Origin of the sequence: Bacillus cereus group sp. BfR-BA-01309, from assembly GCF_022664315.1 — a bacterium.
GTDB lineage: Bacteria > Bacillota > Bacilli > Bacillales > Bacillaceae_G > Bacillus_A > Bacillus_A mobilis.
This window is the reverse complement of record NZ_JAKUHE010000005.1, coordinates 256,730-280,082: the sequence shown is the minus strand read 5'-3', so window position 1 is coordinate 280,082 and position 23,353 is coordinate 256,730. Positions and strand designations below refer to the sequence as shown.

The following is a 23,353-nucleotide window of genomic DNA, read 5'->3' as shown; positions in this document are numbered from 1 at the left end:
ATAGCGGAAAAGTCAGAAATTTTTTCTGGTAGTATACAATATGTTACAATAAGCTTTGTCAATGAAAGAAGGAATTCCGTGCATTGCACGGGAGAGGTTCGCGAACTCCCTCTATAAAAAACTATGGAAACAACAATATCTTTAGGTATTGTTTTGTTTTTTTATTGTGACAGTTCAAGAACGTTCTTTCTTCTTATTCGTAGTAGAGAAGGAGAATGAGTGAAATGAAAAAAGAAAAGGCAGTTGTTGTTTTTAGTGGAGGACAAGATAGTACGACATGTTTATTTTGGGCAATAGAGCAGTTTGTAGAAGTAGAGGCTGTAACGTTTAATTACAATCAACGTCATAAGCTAGAAATTGATTGTGCAGCGGAAATTGCAAAAGAGCTAGGAATTAAACATACGGTACTTGATATGAGTCTATTAAATCAACTTGCTCCAAATGCGTTAACGAGAACGGATATGGAGATTACACATGAAGAAGGTGAATTGCCATCGACGTTTGTAGATGGACGAAATTTACTATTCTTATCATTTGCTGCTGTATTAGCAAAACAAGTTGGAGCACGTCATATTGTAACGGGTGTATGTGAAACTGATTTTAGTGGTTATCCAGATTGCCGTGATGTGTTTGTGAAATCGTTAAACGTTACTTTAAATTTATCCATGGATTATCCGTTCGTAATTCATACACCACTTATGTGGATTGATAAAGCGGAAACATGGAAATTATCAGATGAGCTTGGAGCATTCGAGTTTGTTCGAGAAAAAACATTAACATGTTATAACGGAATCATTGGTGATGGTTGCGGTGAATGTCCAGCATGTCAACTTCGTAAAGCAGGATTAGATACGTACCTACAAGAGCGCGAAGGAGCGAGTAACTAATGGATAACTTCTTTGGATTTCGCATCGTAGAAAATTTGCAAAAAATGGACAAGGATATTCAGCGTAAACAGCTTAAATATCATAATAAAAGAGTAATGGTCAGCAAGGAATTTACATTTGATGCAGCACACCATTTACACTGTTATGAAGGGAAATGTAAAAACTTACATGGTCACACATATAAAGTTGTATTTGGTATTAGTGGATATGTGAATGAAATAGGTCTTGCGATTGACTTTGGAGATATAAAAGAAATTTGGAAGAATGAAATAGAAATTTATTTAGACCATCGTTATTTAAACGAAACGTTACCAGCGATGAATACGACTGCTGAAAACATGGTCGTTTGGATTTACGAAAAGATGGCAGAAGCATTAATAAAAGATAATCGTGCGAACGAATATAAAGGAGCTCGCGTTGAATTTGTTCGTCTTTTCGAGACGCCAACTAGTTATGCGGAAGTAAGACGGGAGTGGATGCTCGATGAGTAAAATCCCTGTCTTAGAAATATTTGGTCCGACTATTCAAGGTGAAGGGATGGTTGTGGGACAAAAGACGATGTTTATCCGTACAGCAGGTTGTGATTATAGCTGTGCATGGTGTGATTCTGCTTTTACGTGGGATGGATCAGCTAAGGATCAAATTAGACAAATGACAGCAGAGGACGTTTGGAATGAGCTTGTAGAAATTGGTGGCGAAAATTTTTCTCATGTTACGATTTCAGGTGGAAATCCAGCATTGTTGAAAAATATTGAGTTTCTTCTTTCTATATTAAAAGAGAATGGAATGCGGACGGCAATCGAAACACAAGGGAGTAAATGGCAAGATTGGTTACTTCAAATTGATGAGATAACGATTTCTCCAAAACCACCAAGTTCGACAATGAATACTGATTTTCAGAAGTTAGATGCAGTTATTCAGAAACTAGCAGGAAAAGATATTAGTTTAAAGGTAGTAGTATTTGACGACTATGACTTTGAGTATGCAGTTAAGATGCACGAACGTTATCCAGATGTACCATTTTTCTTACAAGTAGGGAATGATGATACAAAAACAGTGGATGATGCGATGTTGATTAAGAAATTATTAGATAAGTATGAGTGGCTTATTGATAAAGCTGTAAATTGTAAAGAGATGAATGATGCAAAAGTATTGCCGCAGCTTCATGCGTTAGTATGGGGAAATAAACGCGGAGTATAATGAGAAGGGATGTTTAAAATGGCAGGAAGATTAGATGAAGATTTAAAAGATGTAACGTTACTAGGAAATCAAAATACAAAATATTTATTTGAATATAGCCCAGAAATTTTAGAGGTATTTGATAATAATCATCCAAACCGTGATTATTTTGTGAAATTCAATTGCCCTGAATTTACAAGTTTATGTCCGAAAACAGGCCAACCAGATTTTGCGACAATTTATATTAGCTACATTCCAGAACAAAGAATGGTAGAGAGTAAATCTTTAAAGCTATATTTATTTAGTTTCCGTAATCACGGTGACTTCCACGAAGATTGCATGAACGTTATTATGAATGATTTAATTAAATTAATGGATCCACGTTACATTGAGGTATGGGGTAAGTTCACACCACGTGGAGGGATTTCAATTGATCCTTACTGCAACTACGGTCGCCCAGGAACGAAATATGAACAAATGGCAGACTACCGCATGATGAACCATGATCTATATCCAGAAACAATTGATAATCGTTAATATATAATAGAAAGAAAGGATCTGTATGTTATACAGATCCTTTCTTTCTATTATATTATGCATTTTGATTAATGACAGTATAGTTTTTATGACTTACAACTGTAAGAGGTTCCATATCTAGTTCTCTAAAATTTTCCATAATTGTTATATCTACAATAACGGAGTTTTGATTTACTTTTTGAACACGGCCTTGCATTCCACCTTTAAATTCAATGATATCTCCAGTTTCTGCGATCTGCATAAGCAACTCTCCTTGTTACAGTTTTCCCAAAAAAGAATAATTTTGGTTTTTTTATTTCTTCCTATTTTGAACCATATTGTCCAGTTTGTAAATGTTTCCAAAGTAAAAATTCGAAAAATATTCACATTTTGTAAGAAAATATGCAAGAACTCCATGTTAATAGAAAAAAAGAACGGTTTAAATGCGAACATCTTTATATGGGGGTATAATAAAAAATATACAATAACCTACTAAAGTGGGAGAAATTAGAGGCGGTAAAATGATGTTTGAATTTGTGGGGAGTGTTATAGCATTAATTTTATTTGTATTTTCTTATATAAATTTAAAAAAGATTCGTCATCATGAAACGACTACATATTTTGATGGGATGGATGGTATACATGCTGGGGTCACAAATGAGAGTGGCGAGGATATGTAAAGGTGTATAACTTTCTTTTTTTGCGTGGTATGATATTAAAAAATAGTACATAATAGAGTTCGTAAGTGATGAATGGAGAGTGGAAAGAATGAAGATTTCTTTTATTCGTCATGGTCGCTTAGATCGTACTATAGAACCAATGACGGTTACATCCTTTCATGCATGGATGAAAGGATATGACTTACATACTACAACAGAACAAGCACCTATACCAATGGAAACAAAGGAAGCGGTTGAAGCAGCAAAATTGATTGTAACGAGTGATCAAAGGTGTGCTGTACAGTCAGCAGCTGAATTAATGGATTCTTTATCCTTTATGCAAAATTCTCTTTTTAGGGAAGCTGAAGTTCCGACGAGTTTTTATGCTCCGAAATGGTTGAAATGTAAACCTAACGTATGGATGTTTATCGGACGAACATTATGGATACTTGGTTACCATAAAGATGTTGAGTCTTATAAGGAAGTAAGAGCGCGGGCAAGGCAAGCGGCTTACTTATTACATCGTTACGCCCTCGTACACGGAAGTATTGCTCTTATAGGTCATAATTATGTGAATGCAATGATTGGTGCGGAACTGAGAGCAATGGGATGGTCCGGTTCTCCTATTTTACATAGGAAGCCATGGGGATGTACAATCTATACATTCCACGAAGCGATGGATGGTAATGCATTACATACAAATTTAACATAAAAGCACACGATTTATATAAATCGTGTGCTTTTATGTTAAGATATAGAAACTTTGATGTTTAATGTTTTTACAAGATGTGCATAAGGTTCGCCTACGAGCATAACGATTTGATCTTTTTTATAACCTAGCTTCTCGTATAGTGAATAGGCACGTTTGTTTTCTAAATTAACAAGTAATGCGATTTTTTCATACACCTTTTCAGTTGCATGGATTTCAGCAGCTTCAATTAATTTAGAACCAATGCCTTTTCCGCCATATGCACTTGAAACTGATAATGTATCAATGTAATATTCATCAAGTTCAGCTTCTTTTTCTAACGTAATCGATTCATCTTTATGTAATTCTCTTAAGTAATGTACAATTGGTGTATCAAGCGTTGTTGCTTCACTACCGTGATAAGCGACAATAACCCCAACTGCATCACCGTCTTGTTCATATACAAAACAGTTTTCGTAGCTCAGTCGATTTCTCTCTTTTGAGAACCATGTTTCAAGTCCTAGTAATACTTCTGTCTCAACTGTGCTACCAGTAATTTTTTCAGCAATTTCGTGCAGAGCGTTATACAATAAAGGCGCTACTAGCTTCGCATCTGTCTTTTTTGCTTTCCGAATCATAGTATCCCTCCTAGTTCTATTTGTATATTGTAGCATAGTGGTATGGAACTTTGCATAATTGAATGTCGAAATGTTTGATATAGAGAAGTAGCTATGTTAGTATATGATATTTAGTGGACATATAGTAAAGTGATATCGTTTGCAAATAATGAAAATGAAATGAAGGTATAGCATCTGGATAATTTTACAGTTGTTGACCTAAAGAATATACGATAAAATAAAATATTGCATAGAGGTGAAATACATGGATGAGCAATTAGCAAATACAATTTTGGATCAGCTGAAAAATGGTGAAATAAAGGAGTATGTTGCAACGAAAGATGTATTTTATACGTTTAGGAAAGTTGTAGTAGGGCGTGAAGATTTTAAACATATTATTGGGAACGCGCAGCGCGGCGGACAAGTAATTTATACATATTCAGAAACGCCACGTTCGTAACTAGAAGAATATAGGGGAGGAGAATTATGGGCGATTTTAAACAAGGCATATTACCACATTGGGATTATATGTGGAAAGACAGATCCGGCAATAGGTTTATGGGGATGGTTATGTACCCAGAGAAACGAAAGTGTTCGGAAAAAATGCTTCGAAAAATAAAAAGAGCATATGAAGAGGCTATAGAAATTAAAGTAACTGTACAAGTTCAACATACATATCAGTACGTAGAAGGAATGATTGTGTACTTTGATGAAGAAGCTCCTGTATGTACAATGATTGATAAAGATGAAAATCCACATCATATATTTGTAAAAGATATTTTGCGTATTGAGCACTCTGAATAATCTTTTCATAAATAAGTTGAATTTCCATAATAATAATCTTTTTCTATAATAGTTATCTTTTAGTATGTAACGCGAGCCAAAAGTATATGTATAATATTTAATAAAGTAAAATTGATAAATGTAATCGTTTGTTAGAACAGATTATCGTTTCATGTCTGTTCTTTTTTGCGTGATGCTGGAGAAATATATTCCTCCAGCATTTGCCGTTTTATGACAAAATATATTGGTAACTTTTTTAAAAATAAGGTTAAATTCGTTGACAACTTTTTTGAAAAGCACTTTATTGACATGAGTTTTAGAATGTTGTTTCATAGTCATTGTATTGAAAAAAATCGACTATCTTGTCGAAAAGTAAAATTTAAAAAAAGAAAGAATTTATACATATATCTTGTGTCTTATTTTGAAACGTAATACAATATATAGAGAAATCGAGAATCAACATACAGAGAGTATAGATTGGAGAGGGAGGGTCGGAAATGATAGTTGCATATGATTCTATGACAGGAAACGTGAAGCGTTTCATTCACAAATTAAATATGCCGGCCGTTCAAATTGGTGAAGATCTAGTAATAGATGAAGACTTTGTTTTAATTACGTATACAACAGGTTTTGGCAATGTACCAGAACGTGTTTTAGAATTTTTAGAGCGCAATAATGAAAAATTAAAAGGCGTATCTGCAAGCGGCAATCGTAACTGGGGAGACATGTTCGGTGCAAGTGCTGACAAAATTTCTGCTAAATATGAAGTGCCTATTGTATCAAAATTTGAGTTATCAGGAACAAATAACGATGTAGAATATTTTAAGGAAAGGGTGCGGGAGATTGCGACACATTGAACTGAATAATGAAATCACGCAAATGCAGGACGGTTTTTATCAGCTTCATAAAGATAAAGAGGCGTTAGAAGTCTTTATGGAAGAAGCTAGAGAGAATACCGTTCATTTTAATAGCGTGGCAGAGCGAATGGAATATATGAAAGAACATGATTACTATTACAACGTTCTGGACGAGTATAGCTTGGAGGAAGTAGAAGAGGTATATAACATCGCTTATGGTGAAAACTTCGAGTTCCAATCTTATATGGCAGCATCTAAGTTCTACAAAGATTATGCGTTAAAAACAAATGATCAAAAACAATACTTAGAAAGCTATGAAGATCGTGTAGCAATTGTTTCATTATACTTAGGACGCGGTGATGTTGCGAAGGCAAAACACTTCGCAAGCATGATTGTAAAACAAAACTACCAACCAGCGACACCAACCTTTTTAAATGCGGGACGAAGCAGAAGAGGAGAAATGGTGTCTTGTTTCTTGTTAGAGATGGATGATAGCTTAAATTCAATCGGCTTTAACATTAATACTGCAATGCAATTATCGAAAATCGGCGGGGGAGTAGCTTTAAACTTATCTAAGCTACGCGCACGTGGTGAGCAAATTAAAGGTATCGATAATGCTGCAAGTGGTGTAGTACCTGTTATGAAATTACTTGAAGATTCGTTTTCATATGCGAATCAGCTTGGCCAACGAAAAGGTGCCGGCGCAGTATACTTAAACATTTTCCATTGGGATATTATTGAATTCCTTGATACAAAGAAAATAAATGCCGATGAGAAGAGCCGTATTCAGTCTCTATCAATCGGAATTATCGTTCCAAGTAAGTTCTTTGAGCTTGCTGAGAAAAACGAACCTTTCCATGTTTTCGCGCCTTATACGGTGTATAAAGAATATGGTAAGCATCTAGATGATATTGATATCGATGAAATGTACGATGAATTAATGAGCAATCCGAAAGTGAAGAAGAAGCCGCTAGATATTAGTGCACGTGATATGCTTATTAAAATTGCTATGATTCAGCTTGAGTCTGGTTACCCATACTTAATGTTTAAATCAAATGCAAATAACCAACATCCACTGAAGGATATTGGAACTGTGAAGATGTCGAACTTGTGTTAAATATGTAGCACCTTCTAGTAGAAATGCTAGTCGAAAACTCCGTTAAACGGGGAAAGCCTCAAATTTGAGGTAACCTACCGTGCTAAATCTTATCTTAGAATGAAAATGTAAAAGTTCAGAATGTATCTTATTATTTTGTATAGCAGAGTTAAGGGACAACATAAAGTAATAAGAGACTTTCTGAAGTATTAAGATAAGTAAAAGCCTAACGACTATCCCTTATGGGAGTAGAGCGCAAGCGATTGGCGTTCGAAAAGCGGAGCACCTAATCAGGTAATGCTGTAGGTGATGATATAGTCTGTCCTGTATGGTGACATACAGCGGTTGCTTGAGCAACGGACTGAGGAGTAGCGAACTCGGTTGAACATTCGAGACAGAAATCTTCCAGCTTCAAGAAACTTCTGAAATAAATGATTACGGTACAGATGACATTATCCGCCGTGATATTAACTGTAACTTAGGATCGTTAAATATCGTAAATGTAATGGAAAATAAAGAAATTCGTGAAGCGGTTCATGCGGGAATGGAAGCTTTAACAGCTGTTTCTGATATGACGATCATTCCGAATGCACCAACTGTGAAAAAAGCTAATGATGAGCTTCATTCAGTTGGACTTGGTGCCATGAACTTACACGGATATTTATCAAAAAACAAAATCGCATATGAAAGTGCTGAAGCGAAAGAGTTCGCTCGTACATTCTTTATGATGTTAAATTACTACTCTATTGAGAAAAGTATGGAAATCGCTAAAGAAAAAGGCGAAACATTTAAAGACTTCGATAAGTCTGATTATGCAAATGGCACATACTTTGAAAAATACGAAACGACAGATTACAGCCCAGTAACTGAAAAAGTTCAGCAACTATTTGATGGAATTCATATTCCAACAAAAGAAGATTGGACAAGTTTAAAAGAGCAAGTGAAGAAGAATGGATTATATAATTCATACCGTCTTGCTATCGCTCCAACACAATCTATCAGTTACGTTCAAAATGCAACTTCAAGCGTAATGCCGATTGTAAGTCAAATTGAGTCAAGAACGTATGCGAATGCGACAACATATTATCCAATGCCGTATTTATCAAAAGATACGTTCTGGTACTATAAATCTTCTTACGATATGAATCAGTTTAAATTAATTGATTTAATCGCAGAAATCCAAGAACATATTGACCAAGGAATTAGTACAATTCTTTACGTTAATAGTGATATTTCAACACGTGAATTAGCACGTTACTACATCTATGCACATAAAAAAGGCTTAAAGAGTCTTTATTATACGAGAACACGTAAGTTAAGCGTGGAAGAGTGCGTAGCTTGTACCGTTTAATATAAAAAGTGAGACAGCATGAGCAGGGTTTTCTGAACCCTGCTCATGCTTAGTTATCAATTTTTCATGTTTATTTAGAGAAGGGGCGATTGAATGCGTGCGGTAAACTGGAACAAAAAAGAAGATGATTTTAGTTTAATGTTTTGGAAGCAAAACATCGCTCAGTTTTGGACAGAAGAAGAAATCGCGGTATCTTCTGACAAAAATACTTGGGCACAATTATCAAAAGAAGAGCAGGTTGCTTATAAGCGTGTATTAGGTGGTTTAACACTTTTAGATACGAAACAAGGTGGCGAAGGGATGCCACTTGTACTTGTTCATCTTGAAAATTTACAAGCGAAAAGTGTATTAGCTTTCATGGGAGCTATGGAAGAAGTACATGCGAAGAGTTACAGTCATATTTTCACGACGTTAGCTACTGAAGAAGAAATTGATGATATTTTTGAATGGGTAGACAATCATCCATTACTTGAGAAAAAAGCTGGTATTGTTACTAGTTACTATCGTCGTTTATTAAAGCCTGAAGTAACGAAAAAAGAATTATACATGGCAATGGTAGCCAGTGTGTTCTTAGAAAGTTACTTATTCTATAGTGGATTCTTCTATCCACTTTACTTAGCAGGTCAAGGTAAATTGACGGCAAGTGGTGAAATTATTAACTTAATAATTCGTGATGAGTCAATTCACGGCGTATTCGTCGGTATTTTAGCACAGCAACTCTTCGCAGAACTTTCTGCAGAAGATCAACAAGAAGTGCAAAAAGAAACGCAAGAGTTATTAATGGAACTATATGAAATCGAAATGGCATACACAGAAGAAATTTACACTTCTATCGGTCTTGTAGAGGATGTAAATCGTTTCGTTCGTTACAATGCGAATAAAGGACTTATGAACTTAGGACTTGAGCCGAAGTTTGAAGAAGAAGAAATTAACCCAATCGTTTTAAATGGTTTACGTACAGATACGAAAAACCATGACTTCTTCTCTGTAAAAGGAAATGGTTACGTAAAAGCAACGAACGTTGAAAAGTTATCTGACGATGACTTCGTGTTTAATTTTTAATATATGATCATAAAGAAAAGCTGTCTTATCAATGAATAAGACAGCTTTTCTTTATGAGTTTGTTTACATAACACTATTATTTTTGTATAACAATTTCTGTTTAAAAAGTGCTATCCAGCTAATGGATAGCACTTTTTTGTAATTAAATGGGTATTTACAATCCTTTTGTATCAGTGTATTATTTAACTAGTACACTGATACAAAAGGAGGGAAGAAATGAAAATAGAGTTTTCTCCAAATACACCAATTTACATTCAGGTAATGGAATACATAAAAAAAGAAATCGTAACAGGACATTTATTGCCTGGTGATAAAATTCCCTCTGTACGTGAATTAGCGAGTGAATTACAAGTAAATCCAAATACGATTCAGCGTACATTTCAAGAGCTAGAACGGGATGGAGTTGTTGTAACGCGTAGAGGAATGGGACGATATGTAACGAATGAAGGGGAGAAAATTATGGAGCTACGAAAAGAGATGGCGAAAGAATTACTTCATTCTTTTATAGATGGAATGGACAATTTAGGTTTTTCAGAAGAAGAAATTCTTACAATCCTTCGTTCTTCATTACATGAGAAAAGGGAGGAGAGCGAATGACAGAGTTATTAAAAATAGAAAACTTATGGAAGAGATACGGGTTAAAAGCAGTGATCCGTGAATTAAACATAGAGATTACGGAAGGGAAAATTATAGGACTCGTTGGAGATAACGGGAGCGGGAAAACGACGTTATTGAAAATGATTGCCGGTCTGCAGCATCCTTCTGAAGGGAGTATTACAATCGCTGGTAAAAAGGTCGGATTAGAAACGAAAGAAATTGTTTCTTTTATGTCGGATAAACCAGTATTTGATGATTGGATGACGGTAAAAGATTCTTTATTTTTCTATCGAGATTTTTATAAAGACTTCGACATTCAAAAAGCGGTAGATACGATTGCGGAATTTAAAATACCGTTAGAAGAAAGAATTACAGCTTTATCAAAAGGTATGGTTGAAAAGTTACAAATTATTTTAACATTTTCGAGGAAAGCGAAGTTATACGTACTAGATGAACCGCTTGGCGGAATTGATCTCGTTTCTAGAGAACACGTATTGAATCTCATTCTACAATTTTATAGAGAAGATTGTACGATACTAATTTCGACTCACTTAATAAATGAAGTTGAAAATATTTTTGATGAAGTAATCTTTTTGAAAGATGGGGAAATTGTATTGTATGAAAATGTAGAAGAGTTACGCTTTCAGCGAGGAAAAGCTGTCACAGATGTGTTTAAGGAGGTTTTTAGTAGATGAAATCGAGCTTAATATATATATACAATATAAATAAAAAGCAAATTATTATTTCTTTGTTATCATTTATATTTATTGTCGCTGTAGCTTTCGTAAGTTTGGGGAATTACATTAAGCAAGAATCAGGAGAGGTAAGGCAAATAATTATAATTAGCTTGGTTATTCTAGTATATATAACCTTTTTAGCAATGATATATATTCAAGCAGTGTCTGCATTTGGGAAAATGACTGAAAGTACATTATTTCGGTTAACACCGACACCCGGTAAAAAGATTGTTTTAGCAATAGTGTTATATGCTGTAATTTATCTCCTTATTTTCGAAGTAATAGGTTCTATTTTTTTATATGGTATTTCTATGAAAATAATAAAAGGTACAGAGCTCTATGAAGTGTTATTTACCCAAAGTGTATTCAATCCACTAAAGCACCTCTTTAGTACCATGTTATATGTATTTAAATTATCTAGCATATTGCTAGTATTACTTTTTGCCGTAGCTAGCGTTAAAATATTTGCTTTGAAAAAGAAGAAGCTTGAATATACGATTATATTTTTCTTGTTTTTATTAGTAACAAAAGTGATGAGCATTATATATGAAATGTTGGGTGGGCTTGCTCCTATAGCACCCTTAATAAGAAATTTAGTCTATATAGATGAATCACCAGATACAGATATAATGTTATTCCCGGAAAAACTTATGAATTTATATAGCCTTAGTTTTTCTATAGCAATATTTATTCTACTTGTTTATATAACAGGTCGCATAATTGATAAAAAACTAGAAGTCTAAAGGAGGAATCAACATTGGGAAATGTAGTAGTAAAGTTAGAGAATGTTCGAAAAAAGATTGGTGGAACGGAAATTATCCGCGGTTTATCATTTGAAGTTCGTGAAGGGGAAGTGTACGGGTTTCTTGGACCGAACGGTAGTGGTAAAACGACGACAATTCGTATGATGACAGGTCTTATATCAATGACAGAGGGCGATATTACAATTTGTGGTCATAGTATTCGCACGGAGCGTGAAAAGGCGCTAGAGCAAATTGGAGCGATCGTAGAAAATCCTGAACTATATGATTATATGACTGGAATGCAAAACTTGAAGCATTTTGCGAACATGGCAATTACACCAATTAGTAAAGAGCGCATTGCTGAAATTGTAAAGCTTGTTGAATTAGAGCATGCGATTCATAAAAAAGTGAAAACATATTCACTTGGTATGAAACAACGTTTAGGAATTGCACAGGCATTACTTCATCAGCCGAAAATTTTAATTTTAGATGAGCCGACAAATGGATTAGATCCAGCTGGTATTCGTCAAATTCGTGATTATTTACAGCGTTTAGCGAAAGAAGAGAATATTGCCGTAATCGTATCGAGTCACTTATTAAGTGAAATTGAACTCATGTGTGATCGCGTCGTTATTATTAAGCAAGGGGAGTTTGTACAAGAGTACAACTTACATGAACAAGCGAAACATGATGAGACAGTAGTTGTAGCTTTTGAAGTAGACCAAGTACAGAAAGCAAATGAAATCATTAAAGGTAAGGCGCAAGGAAACGTAATTGCAGTATCTGTAATGAAAGAAGAAATTCCACAACTTGTAAAAAGACTTGTGAATGACGATGTGCTTGTATACGGAGTTACTGTTCAAAATAAAACGTTAGAGGACGAGTTCTTAGCGATTACAGGGGGAGTGAAAGCGTAATGTTTAAATTAATTCAAAATGAATTTTTAAAGTTGCATGCGAAAAAGAGTATGTATATGTTAATGGGTGTTATTGCAGTATTGGAGATTTTGGGAGTTTTAGCGATGCTGAAATGGGGAGACGGAAGCGAATTTAAAGGATCATATTTAGATTTTGCAAGTTCAGAGATTGGTTTAATTACTTTGTTTGCAACAATTTTTGGCATTACGATTGCTTCTCGTATGATTACTGATGAGTTCCAAAAAGGTACAATTAAGCAGTTATTAATCCGTCCAAGAAAACGAATTACAGTTTTATTCTCTAAATACATTACAGTGTTACTTACTATAGTATTTATCATATTTGCTAACACGATCATTTCAATGATTATTGGCGGAATTGTAATGGATGGTAGTAAAACAGAATTAACGCTAGGAATCGTAATGAAATCTACGTTATATCAAGTACTTTCACCATTCTTCTTTGCGACGCTTGCATTTTTCTTAGCGAACGTATTTAGAAAGTCTGTACTACCATTAATTATTACGATGTTCCTCTTCTTTTTACAAGGGCCAATTAATATGGTACTGATGATGTTTGCAAAAGGTGTAGCTAAATTTGTAGTGTTTTTCCATTTAAACTTAAGTGTGTACGATAGCAATAAATTAGTAAGTGGCGGAACGGAACCAACATTTACAGAGTTTACATTTACAACTTCATTATTACTTGTAGCTGCATATTTTGTTGTATTACTTGTAGCATCAAGTGCATTATTCCAAAAACGTGACGTATTATAATAAAAGAAATCCCCGCTTGTAAAAACGGGGATTTTTATTACATAACTTTCTCGTAGATTTCAATTGAAAAAAATGATAACTATATGTTATTTGAAAGAATTTGAGAAAAATAGGAAGATTTCCAACTATATTCATATTATAATTTCATTATCAGATCATGTATTTTTACTATCTTTGGGGGTGTTCTATATGCACTATGCATTTTCACGTATAAGACTACGCAGTTTTTTTGGATGGATGATTATAGGATTGTTCCTTACGATGATCCCATTAAGTCTATCAAATGTTTCTGAGAATACGGTGGAAGTTATTTCACAAATAACTTTATTTTTTGTATTTCCGTTATTTTGGTTATACGTAAAAACAAATAAAAATAATGTTGTATTTAATAGTTTTTTTGATAAACCAGGACGGTTACCGTGGGGCTTAATTGTATTAGCAACGATAATGGGAATGATTTTTTCAGTCGGTATATCTCATATTCAATTTTACATATTAGCACATACGTTACCGAATTTCTTAGTTACTATGTTAGAAGACGGAAATGTTATTAACACGAGTAACGTATATATTACGATATTTACTTTCATTTCAGCATGTGTGTTAGCACCTATTATGGAAGAGGTTATTTTTAGGGGCTTCTTTTTACAGCGAATGGCTTATAAATGGGGAATTAAAAAAGCTGTAATCATATCTTCACTTATTTTTGGCCTAGGACATTTTGATGTTATTGGTGCGTTCATGTTTGGTGTTGTAATGTGTCTATTATACATAAAGACGAAAAATATATGGACGAATATCGCTGTGCACGCTCTAAATAATTTAATTGCAACAAGTATGCAATTTGTCGGTGGAGAAGAGAGTAGTGCAATTTCAATTCCTGAATTACAAGCGCAAAGTAATTTATGGATCGGTATCGGACTTACAGTTGTTGGGTTACTTTGGTTAATTCCTTATGTTTGGAAACAATGGCGTACAGTAAAAGAAGTAGGTGTGCCGCCGATACGCTTTATAAATGAGGAAAAAGTGGTGAATGCATTACAAGAAAATGAAGCGTATAGTCAAGTGATCGTAACAGATAGACTGATGGCTGTAGAGCTACCAGATGAGGCTGTGAATAAGCTTCGATTAGAAGAAAATGATTATGTAACAGTATCTGTAGAAGAAGATAAAATTGTGATAAAGAAAGCGCATAATAGATAATTAAAAAGTAGCTCCTTGGAGCTACTTTTTAATTTGTAATAATTTCTACTCGAAAATTATTACCATTCTTTACATATTTAATATCTGTAACAGTGCGGACTGTTTTTAAAATCTCCACTTTTTCACCAATGCGAGGGATAGTCGGAACATTGTCCCAAATGCCAAGCAAGTCATCTAATTGTGCCGTTTTTTCATAAAACCAGATTTTCAATGTAAAGCCCCTTTCTCGAACTTTATGTATTTTAATACATAATATATTATTTTTATTCTTATTGTAAGGGGTTTTTATATATTTTATGAATAAAAATAAATTAAACTTCTGGGAAGATATGTTCAATATCAGGAGTAAGAGATACTTCTGATAATACGATATGAGAAACAGTCGTTGCATATGAAGAAACATCATTGATAAATTCTTCAAGTTCAACGAGTGAAGGAACAGAAATTTTTACAATGTAGCATAAGCTCCCTGTTACGCGGTAACAAAAGCTTGCAGATGGATAAGACTGAATAAACTGTTGCATACGTATTGTATCACCATTTTTTAAAGTGATTTCTAAAATACAATCTAAAACAAGTCCTGCTTTTTTATAATCGATATCGATTGTGTACTTTTGAATCACGCCTTCACTTTCGAGTTTACGAACACGTTCTGCAGTAGACGGAGCAGATAAGTTTACTCGTTTTGCCAATTCGCGCATTGAAAGGCGACTATCATTATATAATTCATTTAAAATTTTTCGATCTACACGGTCTAGTTGCATTTGTAAATATACCTCCAGTAAAATGATAATTTTTGTAAAGTGAAAATATAAATTAAGATTCATATGAAATGTAAAGTGAACTTTATTTATTTTACAATAAAACAGAAAGAATTAGGAGGGGAAATGATGGGGAGAATTTCATTATCAAATGTAGGAGATACAAAGTTTCAAAAGTTATTAGGGCATAATCCGGATCTATTGCATTCATGGAGTATGGTAGAGAACACATTGTATAGTAAAGGAACTCTTTCGGCAGAGCTGAAGGAGCAAGTAAGAAGAACCTTAGCGTATGGGAATGAATGTCCGTACTGTATGGCAAAGGGGAGGCCTGATGATATGCAAAAGGTAGAAGAAATGAGTGTAGCCGTTACTTTTGCACATACATTTGTTCATGACAAAAAGGCGATAGATGATAATATGTTTCATGTATTGAAACAATATTGGACGGAAAAAGAAATTGTAGAGCTTTGCGCTTATATTTGTTTTATTACTGCGTCACAACAACTTGGTTTTTTGTTTCAATTACAGCCGAATGAAGGAGAAAATAATGACTAATCAAATAGCACTTATCATAATTGATGTACAAAAGGCGTTTCAGTTACCATATTGGGGCCAGAGAAATAATCTTTTTGCTGAAGAAAACATAGGAATTTTGTTAGAAGGATGGAGAAAAAGGAAACAACCAGTTTTTCATATTCAACATGTAAATAAAGAAAATGCTCAGTCGATGTTTTATGAGGGAGCGGAAACGGTAAACTTTAAAGAAGAAGTGCAGACACTACCAGGTGAAGTGATTATTCAGAAATCTGTTAACAGCGCGTTCATTGGGACAAATTTAGAAGAGCAATTAAGAGAGAACAAATGTAATGCAGTAGTGGTTGTAGGATTAACGACAAATCATTGTGTGGAGACTACGACACGAATGGCAGGGAATTTAGGGTTTACAACGTATTTAGTGAGTGATGCAACGGCGACTTTTAACCGTAAAGGTCTAGATGGTAAAGAGTATAATGCAGAGGATATTCACAATATGACACTTGTAAATTTACATGAAGAGTTTGCTACGATTGTGACAACAAAAGAAGTGTTAAAATTATTTTAAGAAAATAATTGCGAATTATGTAGAAAAAAATAAGAATATTTCGTATAATCTAAGTACAATCATTTTGAAATAGGGGTGGCATCATATGGAGCAAATTCCGGTAAAGAGAATAGAAGAAGTACTTGTTATAGCAGGGGACGATAAACAGAAGCAAAAGGAATTTTATGAATTGCTCTTATCTACTGAGTTTTATGTTGCTGGTTCACTAGAAGCAGAGGACGGGGCAACAGAAGGAATACTTCGTTTGCGTCATTTCCAAGGAGAGGGTAGATGGATCGTTCCCTTCTTTACACAAATGGAATTTGTAAAAGACGTGTTGCCAGAAGGAACGCCCCTTATTACGATACGTGGGAAAGAGTTATTTGGTGGCATTGAGAAAGATGCTACAGCAGTATTAAATGTTGGAACTGAGATAAGTAAAACATTTATTCCAGAAGAAATTGCAGATATCGCATCTGGACGAATTTTTAATTATTATAAATAAAAGGAAAAGCGGGATCGCTTTTCCTTTTTAATTTGAGAACGGAGTGGCTACGCCAGAAGAAATAGAGAGTGTTTTATTATTTGTACTTATGGTCGCTGTAGCTCCAAGAGGAATCCCGATATTTGGGCTTATATGTCCAATCGATAAACCGAATAGAACAGGTATATGATATGGTGCAAAATATTCATATAGTATTGTTTGCAATGATTGAGATGGTTTAGAAGGAGTGCAGTCGTGACAACTTGTAAAAATAACACCACTACATTCGTTAAACTTTCCAGATAAAAGTAGCTGATTTAACATACGATCAATGCGATACGGTTCTTCCCCAATGTCTTCAAGTAACAAAAGTTTATTCGCCGTATTTATCTCATAAGGTGAGCCAATTATACTCGCTAACACAGCTAAATTTCCTCCCGCTAATGTGCCTGTAACTGTACAGGAAGAGGTAGGTACGATACATTCTGAAGCAGATAAGATGGTGGAATACGGATGGAATAGTTGATTGAAAGAAGATAAAGAGAGAGAATCTACACCTTTTCCTAATTCTTCAACCATTGGACCATGAAAAGTAACGAGCTTTGCATAACGTGAAAAGGCAGTATGTAAAGCTGTAATATCGCTATATCCCCAAAAGATTTTTGGATTTTGCCTAATGATTTCATATTGAATATGAGGGAGGAGACGAGCACTTCCGTAACCACCTCGTGCACAGAAAATGGCCTTTACTTCATGATTTGAAAATGCTTCATGTATATCATCAAGGCGAACTTGATCACTTCCAGCTAAATATCCATATTTCTCATAAACACTCTTCCCGATTACTACAGATAAACCCATTTCTTGTAATACGTTTACACCTTTTAATACATTTTCAATTGTTGGTGGACCGGACGGGGCAATAACCATTACTGTATCACCTTGTTGTAACGCATTTGGATAAATCATCGTTTTCAGCCTCCTTCACTTTCAATATATTCGCTTCATAGGAAGTTCAACCCTTGTAAAAGAAGGGGAAAGTTTGTCAAATAAAGAAGATATAAGTGGAATAGGAGGAGGAATAATGTTTACAAGTCGAGTGTTAAATATATTACAAATTAAGTATCCAATCATTCAAGCAGGTATGGCGGGTGCGATTACGACGCCAGAACTTGTTGCAGCTGTAAGTAATAGCGGAGGATTAGGAACGCTTGGAGCAGGCTATATGAGCCCTGAACAAATTCGTGACGCAATTTATAAAATAAGGGAACGAACGGATAAGCATTTCGGTGTTAATTTACTGTTAACGAAAGAAATACAAATAGAAGAAGAGAAGGTAACTTTGGCAAAGGGATTACTTAGCGGAGTAAATAGAGAATTCGGTATAGAGGAAGAAGAGACGATAAAGCTTCCGAAAAGCTATAAAGAACAATTACAAGTGTTAGTAGAAGAAAACGTGCCAGTCGTTAGCTTTGCATTTCAAACGTTAGAAAAAGAAGAAATAGATGACTTAAAAAGAAGAGGAATAAAAGTCATCGGAACAGCTACTCATGTGGCAGAGGCAAAAGTACTTGCTGAATTAGGAGTAGACATTATTGTCGGTCAAGGTAGCGAGGCAGGAGGGCATAGAGGAACATTTATCGGGAAAGAACAGGACGCTATGATTGGGACATTCGCATTAATTCCGCAGTTAGTAGCAGCAGTCCCGCATATACCAATTGTTGCAGCAGGTGGTGTAATGAACGGACAAGGGCTTGTTGCGGCATTTACACTGGGTGCAGAAGCTGTTCAAATGGGATCAGCCTTTTTAACGAGTGAAGAAAGTATTACGCATGATGTGTATAAAGAAGCAGTTTTACATAGTACAGATACGAGTACAACTGTGACCCGTGCGTTTTCCGGGAAATATGCACGGGGTATTCGTAATGAATTTATAGAGAGACATGAAGGGCATGAAGAAGGGCTTCCGATGTATCCAGTGCAAAATGTATTAACCTCTAAAATACGCCAAGAAGCATCAAAGCATAATAAAGGAGAATACATGTCGCTTTGGGCAGGGCAAGCGTCATCATTAGCACGAATAGAATCAGCTCAGCATGTAGTGGAGCGAGTGATGAAAGAAGCAGATAACGTAATCGAACAATTGCAAAATGTATATAGAAAAAGACCACTTGAATAATTCAAGCGGTCTTTTCATTAGTTTGCTTTATAAAATTGTTGGATGGCTTCATCGATATAAACCCAACCTTTCCAACCTAAGTGCATATGATCTTTTAAGAAGTATTTATCATACTCATGATTTGAGAAGTCGGCAATTGGATAGCCAGCTTTCTCAATTTGCTCATGAACTTTCTTGTAGTACAATTCGCGACGTTCTTTCGGGAAGCCAGCGTAATCGTACCAAGGACCTTTTACAGGAACAGAAATGAAGAGTGGTTTTGCACCAGATTGTTTTAATAAATCAAGTACAATTTGTAAATCTTCATATTCTGGCGATTGATCATAAGCATCATTTTTTAAGTAGCCTTCACGTTGCTTTAATTTCTTCTTAATCTTGCTGTTGAAGTAATCATCTTCGATACCGTATTCGTTAGAACCTGATTCTACTGCACCAGTTTGATCTGCATGTTTACGAGCTTCTTCCCAATTCATTTGTTTTAATGAAGGGTCAAGTTTTTCCTTATGCGGTTTAATATCAAACATTGCTGTAAATAAATCTTTACGATCTAAAATGTTACGATAAATATAAGCGAAAGGTTTAGCAGCAAGTGCTTTTACTTTATGCTTTGTATCATCATAAACGATACCTTCAAGCGAAATTTTTAATAAAGTTTCTTTCTTAACGATCTCAAAGTTTAATAAACGTTTTGCAATTTGCTTTTTCATTTCAGGCTTTAGATCATCATTGAAAAGTAAGTGATAACCTTGTTGTTTTGAAAAGTTAGGTGCAAAGTGTGTTTCATCAATACCTTGTGGTACAAACCATTGAGGAGAAAGAACAAATACCATTTTCTTATCTTTCAATTGATCCATTGTAGATGCAAAGTTTAACACATGTACAAGGTCTTGTGTTCCTCCGCGTCCAAGAAGGAATGGTGTGAACCCTTCAGGCTTTACTTTGAAATAATTTGATGGATGGAAAGCATCCATACGTGCGAATTCCGATGAACCGTACATCGGAAGGTATTTCGGGTCTGCTAACATCTTTTGCTGTAAAATCATACTTTGAATCTTTTCTTCTTTTAAAGAAGTGGCAGCTTGTTCTACTTTTTCATCACTTAAAAGTGGAAGTAGGAAGCGCGTTGGAATAAGTAAGAATACAGCAAAAAGGGCCAATGCTAAAAGCATCGGACCAAATTTTGCTTTGTTCATCGGATTTCTTCCAACTTCTTAATAACCATGTTTGGTGTAGCCCACTCGTCACGGTCAAAATCAGAAATAGAAACTTCAATATCTAAACGCTCTTGGAATTCAACTAATAAAGATACTACAGCGAAAGAATCAAGAATACCTTCTTCAAATAATTGAACATCTAAGTTTTCTTTCACAATATCGTTTTCACATACTTCTTCTAAAATATCTAATACTTGCTCTTTGAATTCTGCCATTTTTAAAATCTCCTTTATATCCGAAATATATTATATGTGCAACTTCTTATTAGTATAAGAAGGGTGCATTAAAAGTATCTGTTAAGGTGTCCAGAGAAAATTAGGAAACCGAAACATACAACGTGGAACGTAATTACAATCGCAAGGACGTGTGTAAATTTATTGTTTGGCCAAAACTTATGCTTCTTGTTTTTTCGTTCGAAAATATCGAATAAAATAAACAGTGCGGCATGATAGAGACCATAAATAACATACTGCGCAATGGCGCTTCCTTGGATGTGCCAAATTCCCATAATGAAGAAGTTTAAAAAGGCACCGATATACGAAATTGTGTAACGGTTCTTGATTAACTTTTTCTTCGTTGCAAAAAAGACGAAACGCATGTAAATAAAATCACGGAACCAGAATGATAAACTCATGTGCCAGCGGTTCCAGAAGTCTTTAATGTTACGACTAAGGAATGGCTTATTAAAGTTTTCTGGCGTTTTAATTCCCATCATGTAACTGATACCAATTACGAACGCACTATAACCTGCAAAGTCAAAGAATAATTGCATGCTAGTAGCGTACATAAAAATCACATTAGATAAAAGTGTATCTTGATTGGCGAATACTGCCTTAACAAGATATGTTGTTATCAAGTGCGCGATTATAAACTTATACAGAAAACCTTGGAAAATACGGTTAAGTCCTGTATATAGTAATTTTTGATATTCCTCAGCACTAGGTGGCTTTTGGATATCTTTTTGGAATCTACGGTAACGATCGATAGGTCCACTTGAAATCGCAGGGAAGAATAAAACAAACTCCCAGAAATTAAAGAAGGAAAGTTCTTTAATTAAATTATCACGAACTTCAAAGACCATTTGTACAGCTCTAAATGTTACGTAAGACATACCTGCGAAAACAATAAAATGTAATTCAGGTACAAATGGTGCGACCTTTGCCAAAATAAGTGGCAAAATCGATAAAATAACAGCTATACAAAACATGAATGTACTATTATTTTGTTTTCTTAAAATTAAATAGCCTTTAATCAGGGCATATTGCCAAATAATAAATACGGCTAACATAATCGCTTGCTTCGGTTTATCCGAGAAGATAATAGCAATCATGACTAATGTTAAAACGGCATTATATTTACGCAACATTTTACCTTTTAATCCAGCTATGATAGTAGGTATTAATAAAATGCCCACTATAGCGAAAAAATAAAATGATCCATATGCGGTCATGCTGTAACCTCACTCAATAATTTTTTGCGATCTACCTTTCCATTTGGTGTCATTGGAATAGAAGATTGATACATGAATTTACGTGGAATCATGTAGTTTGGTAATCGCTCATTGAGTTCTTTTTTAATTGCAGATGTTAATTTGAATTCTTTTTCAAATGAATGTTCTCCAGGAACAACAACCGCTAATAAATAATCGTATTTCTCACCTTTTTTAATTGGAACGATAACTGCTCCTTCTACGTAAGAACACGCACGAAGGTGATGCTCAATTTCTTCTAATTCCATTCGATAACCATGCAGCTTAATTTGGAAATCAAGACGACCATTATAGAATAGAAGACCATTTTCAACATAGCCAGCATCGCCCGTTTTATAGGCGCGCTCACCGTCAATCATAGTAAATGCTTTTTCTGTTAATTCAGGGCTTCCTAAATATCCAACACTTACGCTTGGACCGACGATTACGATTTCACCTTTTTCACCATCAGGTGCAATCGTGCCATCTTCTTTCATAATAAGAAGACGGCAGTCTGATTTACAGTAGCCAACTGGAAGTGATTTGTATTGATCAAGCACTTCTTCTGTAACGTGAATACCTGTTACAGCGACAGTAGCTTCTGTTGGACCGTACGTATTCATAATTGTCGCTTTCGGGAAACGCTCAATTAATTTTTTAGCCACTTCGTTTGGTAACACTTCACCGCAGAATAAGAATGTTTTCATGTTTGGTAGCATACTCTCAGAGAAAGATGCTTCCATTAAACACATTTCTGCGAAAGATGGTGTTGAAGTCCATACTTGTATATCCGATTGCTCTAAAGAAGCAAACAAGTCTTTTGGACGTGCAATCATATCTTTATCGATTGCCCAAAGTGTACCACCTGTTACTAATGATGGGTAAATATCCATGACAGATAAATCGAATGAGAAAGGTGCTTGGTTTAAGAATACTTGCCCTGTTTGTAAGTTGAAATCTTCTACAGCCCATTTTGTAAAGCTTACAAGGCAGTTATAAGTAATCTGAACCCCTTTCGGATTACCTGTGCTTCCTGATGTGTAAATAATGTAGAAGTTCTCATCACCTTTTACCGCATGTTCAGGATTTGGAGTTTTCCCTTTATGAGTAAAGAAAATATCTTTTAAGTTGTCTTCACTTACAATGCGAACTGGTAAATCAGTTACAGTTACTTCTGTTCCTGATAAAAGTAGTTTCGCACCAGAATTTTCAGCGATACGTTGTACACGATCAGCTGGGATAGATAAATCTACAGGAATATAAGCATGTCCAGCTTTTACACATCCTAAAAAGTTAATAATCATTTCAGGTTGCATATGGCCATACACCATAATTGGTGAACGATCATCTGGATACTCAGAAGAAATCCAATGTGCTAACGCATCAGAATCTTCCTTTAATTGTTTGTACGTAATTTTCGCATCTCGCCAAACAAAAGCAGTTTGATCAGGCGTTTCAATAGCCCACTTTTCAATTTGTTCTAATAACTTCATAA

30 protein-coding genes, 1 pseudogene and 1 riboswitch are annotated in these 23,353 nt (G+C 34.9%); of the genes and pseudogenes, 22 read left to right on the top strand and 9 right to left on the bottom strand.

The window, feature by feature from the left end:
* The first annotated feature begins 87 nt into the window (after nucleotides 1–87).
* A riboswitch (PreQ1 riboswitch) is annotated at nucleotides 88–131 on the top strand.
* A 93-nt stretch (nucleotides 132–224) separates the two neighbouring features.
* The 4 genes from queC to queF are packed head-to-tail and all read left to right on the top strand — an operon-like array spanning nucleotide 225 to nucleotide 2,603.
* On the top strand, nucleotides 225–887 hold the full coding sequence (gene queC, locus MR115_RS12500; protein WP_242241499.1) for a 7-cyano-7-deazaguanine synthase QueC: 663 nt from the start codon (nucleotides 225–227) through the stop codon (nucleotides 885–887).
* A complete protein-coding gene (gene queD, locus MR115_RS12495) occupies nucleotides 887–1,378 on the top strand; it encodes a 6-carboxytetrahydropterin synthase QueD (protein WP_000368410.1) in 492 nt (163 codons plus the stop codon). Before queC ends, queD begins: the two co-directional genes overlap by 1 nt.
* Nucleotides 1,371–2,087, top strand: a complete 717-nt coding sequence (gene queE, locus MR115_RS12490) for a 7-carboxy-7-deazaguanine synthase QueE (RefSeq protein WP_073517446.1) — start codon at nucleotides 1,371–1,373, stop codon at nucleotides 2,085–2,087. The genes queD and queE overlap by 8 nt, the downstream gene beginning before the upstream one ends.
* 18 nt (nucleotides 2,088–2,105) lie before the next feature.
* A complete protein-coding gene (gene queF, locus MR115_RS12485) occupies nucleotides 2,106–2,603 on the top strand; it encodes a preQ(1) synthase (RefSeq protein WP_000918895.1) in 498 nt (165 codons plus the stop codon).
* A 55-nt stretch (nucleotides 2,604–2,658) separates the two neighbouring features.
* Here the strand turns inward: queF and MR115_RS12480 are convergent, their stop codons facing one another.
* On the bottom strand, nucleotides 2,659–2,844 hold the full coding sequence (locus MR115_RS12480) for a YkvS family protein (protein WP_001165081.1): 186 nt from the start codon (nucleotides 2,842–2,844) through the stop codon (nucleotides 2,659–2,661).
* Nucleotides 2,845–3,079: 235 nt separating this feature from the next.
* Here MR115_RS12480 and MR115_RS12475 point away from each other — a divergent pair, with 235 nt between their 5' ends.
* Nucleotides 3,080–3,262: a hypothetical protein gene (locus MR115_RS12475; protein WP_242241497.1), complete on the top strand. Its 183-nt coding sequence runs from the start codon at nucleotides 3,080–3,082 to the stop codon at nucleotides 3,260–3,262.
* A gap of 88 nt (nucleotides 3,263–3,350) precedes the next feature.
* A complete protein-coding gene (locus MR115_RS12470; protein WP_242241495.1) occupies nucleotides 3,351–3,953 on the top strand; it encodes a histidine phosphatase family protein in 603 nt (200 codons plus the stop codon).
* Between the two features lie 35 nt (nucleotides 3,954–3,988).
* Here MR115_RS12470 and MR115_RS12465 read toward each other — a convergent pair whose 3' ends face one another.
* Nucleotides 3,989–4,567 carry a GNAT family N-acetyltransferase gene (locus MR115_RS12465; protein ID WP_063261904.1) on the bottom strand — a complete coding sequence of 193 codons (579 nt, stop codon included), beginning with the start codon at nucleotides 4,565–4,567 and terminating at the stop codon, nucleotides 3,989–3,991.
* A 244-nt stretch (nucleotides 4,568–4,811) separates the two neighbouring features.
* Between MR115_RS12465 and MR115_RS12460 the strand changes: the two genes are divergently transcribed.
* The 12 genes and pseudogenes from MR115_RS12460 (at nucleotide 4,812) to MR115_RS12405 (ending at nucleotide 14,668) form a co-directional block, all read left to right on the top strand.
* Entirely contained in the window at nucleotides 4,812–5,006 is a 195-nt protein-coding gene (locus tag MR115_RS12460) for a hypothetical protein (protein ID WP_000344283.1), read from the top strand.
* 26 nt (nucleotides 5,007–5,032) lie between these two features.
* A complete protein-coding gene (locus MR115_RS12455) occupies nucleotides 5,033–5,350 on the top strand; it encodes a hypothetical protein (RefSeq protein ID WP_242241493.1) in 318 nt (105 codons plus the stop codon).
* Nucleotides 5,351–5,826: 476 nt separating this feature from the next.
* Nucleotides 5,827–6,186: a class Ib ribonucleoside-diphosphate reductase assembly flavoprotein NrdI gene (gene nrdI / locus MR115_RS12450; protein ID WP_000634376.1), complete on the top strand. Its 360-nt coding sequence runs from the start codon at nucleotides 5,827–5,829 to the stop codon at nucleotides 6,184–6,186.
* Nucleotides 6,173–7,300, top strand: a pseudogene (locus MR115_RS12445) (ribonucleotide reductase N-terminal alpha domain-containing protein); the annotation flags it as partial. The gene nrdI and the pseudogene MR115_RS12445, both read left to right, overlap by 14 nt.
* Before the next feature lie 382 nt (nucleotides 7,301–7,682).
* Nucleotides 7,683–8,633: a ribonucleotide reductase large subunit gene (locus MR115_RS12440; protein ID WP_306472068.1), complete on the top strand. Its 951-nt coding sequence runs from the start codon at nucleotides 7,683–7,685 to the stop codon at nucleotides 8,631–8,633.
* 93 nt (nucleotides 8,634–8,726) lie between these two features.
* Nucleotides 8,727–9,695 (top strand): class 1b ribonucleoside-diphosphate reductase subunit beta, encoded by a 969-nt coding sequence (gene nrdF, locus MR115_RS12435; RefSeq protein WP_001203019.1) that lies wholly within the window; start codon nucleotides 8,727–8,729, stop codon nucleotides 9,693–9,695.
* A 216-nt stretch (nucleotides 9,696–9,911) separates the two neighbouring features.
* Nucleotides 9,912–10,292, top strand: coding sequence for a GntR family transcriptional regulator (locus tag MR115_RS12430; RefSeq protein ID WP_000687513.1), 381 nt, complete (start codon nucleotides 9,912–9,914; stop codon nucleotides 10,290–10,292).
* Nucleotides 10,289–10,987, top strand: coding sequence for an ABC transporter ATP-binding protein (locus tag MR115_RS12425; RefSeq protein WP_048561422.1), 699 nt, complete (start codon nucleotides 10,289–10,291; stop codon nucleotides 10,985–10,987). The genes MR115_RS12430 and MR115_RS12425 overlap by 4 nt, the downstream gene beginning before the upstream one ends.
* On the top strand, nucleotides 10,984–11,772 hold the full coding sequence (locus tag MR115_RS12420; protein WP_242241491.1) for an ABC transporter permease: 789 nt from the start codon (nucleotides 10,984–10,986) through the stop codon (nucleotides 11,770–11,772). The genes MR115_RS12425 and MR115_RS12420 overlap by 4 nt, the downstream gene beginning before the upstream one ends.
* 14 nt (nucleotides 11,773–11,786) lie before the next feature.
* Nucleotides 11,787–12,689 (top strand): ABC transporter ATP-binding protein, encoded by a 903-nt coding sequence (locus MR115_RS12415; RefSeq protein ID WP_242241490.1) that lies wholly within the window; start codon nucleotides 11,787–11,789, stop codon nucleotides 12,687–12,689.
* Nucleotides 12,689–13,465 carry an ABC transporter permease gene (locus MR115_RS12410; protein WP_242241488.1) on the top strand — a complete coding sequence of 259 codons (777 nt, stop codon included), beginning with the start codon at nucleotides 12,689–12,691 and terminating at the stop codon, nucleotides 13,463–13,465. The genes MR115_RS12415 and MR115_RS12410 overlap by 1 nt, the downstream gene beginning before the upstream one ends.
* 189 nt (nucleotides 13,466–13,654) lie before the next feature.
* Nucleotides 13,655–14,668 carry a CPBP family intramembrane glutamic endopeptidase gene (locus MR115_RS12405; protein ID WP_242241486.1) on the top strand — a complete coding sequence of 338 codons (1,014 nt, stop codon included), beginning with the start codon at nucleotides 13,655–13,657 and terminating at the stop codon, nucleotides 14,666–14,668.
* 28 nt (nucleotides 14,669–14,696) lie between these two features.
* Here the strand turns inward: MR115_RS12405 and MR115_RS12400 are convergent, their stop codons facing one another.
* Together MR115_RS12400 and MR115_RS12395 are read right to left on the bottom strand one after the other, a co-directional pair.
* Nucleotides 14,697–14,879, bottom strand: a complete 183-nt coding sequence (locus MR115_RS12400) for a DUF3913 family protein (protein WP_000707107.1) — start codon at nucleotides 14,877–14,879, stop codon at nucleotides 14,697–14,699.
* A gap of 100 nt (nucleotides 14,880–14,979) precedes the next feature.
* Nucleotides 14,980–15,432, bottom strand: a complete 453-nt coding sequence (locus MR115_RS12395) for an Lrp/AsnC family transcriptional regulator (RefSeq protein WP_242241484.1) — start codon at nucleotides 15,430–15,432, stop codon at nucleotides 14,980–14,982.
* A 63-nt stretch (nucleotides 15,433–15,495) separates the two neighbouring features.
* On the opposite strand from MR115_RS12395, the gene MR115_RS12390 reads away from it, so the two are divergent.
* From MR115_RS12390 to MR115_RS12380, 3 genes are all read left to right on the top strand, one after another.
* Complete coding sequence (locus tag MR115_RS12390) at nucleotides 15,496–15,987, top strand: carboxymuconolactone decarboxylase family protein (RefSeq protein WP_242241482.1); 492 nt, start codon at nucleotides 15,496–15,498, stop codon at nucleotides 15,985–15,987.
* Nucleotides 15,980–16,534, top strand: a complete 555-nt coding sequence (locus MR115_RS12385) for a cysteine hydrolase family protein (protein WP_242241480.1) — start codon at nucleotides 15,980–15,982, stop codon at nucleotides 16,532–16,534. Before MR115_RS12390 ends, MR115_RS12385 begins: the two co-directional genes overlap by 8 nt.
* Nucleotides 16,535–16,619: 85 nt before the next feature.
* Nucleotides 16,620–17,018, top strand: coding sequence for an SseB family protein (locus tag MR115_RS12380; RefSeq protein ID WP_061678885.1), 399 nt, complete (start codon nucleotides 16,620–16,622; stop codon nucleotides 17,016–17,018).
* A gap of 27 nt (nucleotides 17,019–17,045) precedes the next feature.
* Here the strand turns inward: MR115_RS12380 and MR115_RS12375 are convergent, their stop codons facing one another.
* On the bottom strand, nucleotides 17,046–17,966 hold the full coding sequence (locus MR115_RS12375) for a S66 peptidase family protein (protein WP_242241478.1): 921 nt from the start codon (nucleotides 17,964–17,966) through the stop codon (nucleotides 17,046–17,048).
* 115 nt (nucleotides 17,967–18,081) lie between these two features.
* Between MR115_RS12375 and MR115_RS12370 the strand changes: the two genes are divergently transcribed.
* A complete protein-coding gene (locus MR115_RS12370; RefSeq protein WP_242241476.1) occupies nucleotides 18,082–19,176 on the top strand; it encodes an NAD(P)H-dependent flavin oxidoreductase in 1,095 nt (364 codons plus the stop codon).
* A 17-nt stretch (nucleotides 19,177–19,193) separates the two neighbouring features.
* Here MR115_RS12370 and dltD read toward each other — a convergent pair whose 3' ends face one another.
* The 4 genes from dltD to dltA form a co-directional block, all read right to left on the bottom strand.
* Nucleotides 19,194–20,369 (bottom strand): D-alanyl-lipoteichoic acid biosynthesis protein DltD, encoded by a 1,176-nt coding sequence (gene dltD, locus MR115_RS12365; RefSeq protein WP_048544965.1) that lies wholly within the window; start codon nucleotides 20,367–20,369, stop codon nucleotides 19,194–19,196.
* A complete protein-coding gene (dltC, locus tag MR115_RS12360; protein ID WP_000807310.1) occupies nucleotides 20,366–20,605 on the bottom strand; it encodes a D-alanine--poly(phosphoribitol) ligase subunit DltC in 240 nt (79 codons plus the stop codon). Before dltC ends, dltD begins: the two co-directional genes overlap by 4 nt.
* A 68-nt stretch (nucleotides 20,606–20,673) precedes the next feature.
* A complete protein-coding gene (gene dltB, locus MR115_RS12355; protein ID WP_048544963.1) occupies nucleotides 20,674–21,840 on the bottom strand; it encodes a D-alanyl-lipoteichoic acid biosynthesis protein DltB in 1,167 nt (388 codons plus the stop codon).
* A complete protein-coding gene (gene dltA, locus MR115_RS12350) occupies nucleotides 21,837–23,351 on the bottom strand; it encodes a D-alanine--poly(phosphoribitol) ligase subunit DltA (RefSeq protein WP_242241473.1) in 1,515 nt (504 codons plus the stop codon). Before dltA ends, dltB begins: the two co-directional genes overlap by 4 nt.
* Between the last annotated feature and the right edge of the window lie 2 nt (nucleotides 23,352–23,353).

Bases quoted from the DNA above. Each gene is read 5' to 3' on its own strand.
- MR115_RS12380 (WP_061678885.1), top strand. From the start codon at position 16,620: ATGGAGCAAATTCCGGTAAAGAGAATAGAAGAAGTACTTGTTATAGCA.
- MR115_RS12385 (WP_242241480.1), top strand. From the start codon at position 15,980: ATGACTAATCAAATAGCACTTATCATAATTGATGTACAAAAGGCGTTT.
- MR115_RS12420 (WP_242241491.1), top strand. From the start codon at position 10,984: ATGAAATCGAGCTTAATATATATATACAATATAAATAAAAAGCAAATT.
- MR115_RS12395 (WP_242241484.1), bottom strand. From the start codon at position 15,432: ATGCAACTAGACCGTGTAGATCGAAAAATTTTAAATGAATTATATAAT.
- queE (WP_073517446.1), top strand. From the start codon at position 1,371: ATGAGTAAAATCCCTGTCTTAGAAATATTTGGTCCGACTATTCAAGGT.
- MR115_RS12375 (WP_242241478.1), bottom strand. From the start codon at position 17,966: ATGATTTATCCAAATGCGTTACAACAAGGTGATACAGTAATGGTTATT.
- dltB (WP_048544963.1), bottom strand. From the start codon at position 21,840: ATGACCGCATATGGATCATTTTATTTTTTCGCTATAGTGGGCATTTTA.
- MR115_RS12405 (WP_242241486.1), top strand. From the start codon at position 13,655: ATGCACTATGCATTTTCACGTATAAGACTACGCAGTTTTTTTGGATGG.
- queC (WP_242241499.1), top strand. From the start codon at position 225: ATGAAAAAAGAAAAGGCAGTTGTTGTTTTTAGTGGAGGACAAGATAGT.
- MR115_RS12480 (WP_001165081.1), bottom strand. From the start codon at position 2,844: ATGCAGATCGCAGAAACTGGAGATATCATTGAATTTAAAGGTGGAATG.
- MR115_RS12430 (WP_000687513.1), top strand. From the start codon at position 9,912: ATGAAAATAGAGTTTTCTCCAAATACACCAATTTACATTCAGGTAATG.
- MR115_RS12470 (WP_242241495.1), top strand. From the start codon at position 3,351: ATGAAGATTTCTTTTATTCGTCATGGTCGCTTAGATCGTACTATAGAA.
- dltD (WP_048544965.1), bottom strand. From the start codon at position 20,369: ATGAACAAAGCAAAATTTGGTCCGATGCTTTTAGCATTGGCCCTTTTT.
- dltA (WP_242241473.1), bottom strand. From the start codon at position 23,351: ATGAAGTTATTAGAACAAATTGAAAAGTGGGCTATTGAAACGCCTGAT.
- MR115_RS12460 (WP_000344283.1), top strand. From the start codon at position 4,812: ATGGATGAGCAATTAGCAAATACAATTTTGGATCAGCTGAAAAATGGT.
- nrdI (WP_000634376.1), top strand. From the start codon at position 5,827: ATGATAGTTGCATATGATTCTATGACAGGAAACGTGAAGCGTTTCATT.
- queD (WP_000368410.1), top strand. From the start codon at position 887: ATGGATAACTTCTTTGGATTTCGCATCGTAGAAAATTTGCAAAAAATG.
- MR115_RS12465 (WP_063261904.1), bottom strand. From the start codon at position 4,567: ATGATTCGGAAAGCAAAAAAGACAGATGCGAAGCTAGTAGCGCCTTTA.
- MR115_RS12410 (WP_242241488.1), top strand. From the start codon at position 12,689: ATGTTTAAATTAATTCAAAATGAATTTTTAAAGTTGCATGCGAAAAAG.
- nrdF (WP_001203019.1), top strand. From the start codon at position 8,727: ATGCGTGCGGTAAACTGGAACAAAAAAGAAGATGATTTTAGTTTAATG.
- MR115_RS12390 (WP_242241482.1), top strand. From the start codon at position 15,496: ATGAAATGTAAAGTGAACTTTATTTATTTTACAATAAAACAGAAAGAA.
- MR115_RS12370 (WP_242241476.1), top strand. From the start codon at position 18,082: ATGTTTACAAGTCGAGTGTTAAATATATTACAAATTAAGTATCCAATC.
- MR115_RS12455 (WP_242241493.1), top strand. From the start codon at position 5,033: ATGGGCGATTTTAAACAAGGCATATTACCACATTGGGATTATATGTGG.
- dltC (WP_000807310.1), bottom strand. From the start codon at position 20,605: ATGGCAGAATTCAAAGAGCAAGTATTAGATATTTTAGAAGAAGTATGT.
- queF (WP_000918895.1), top strand. From the start codon at position 2,106: ATGGCAGGAAGATTAGATGAAGATTTAAAAGATGTAACGTTACTAGGA.
- MR115_RS12425 (WP_048561422.1), top strand. From the start codon at position 10,289: ATGACAGAGTTATTAAAAATAGAAAACTTATGGAAGAGATACGGGTTA.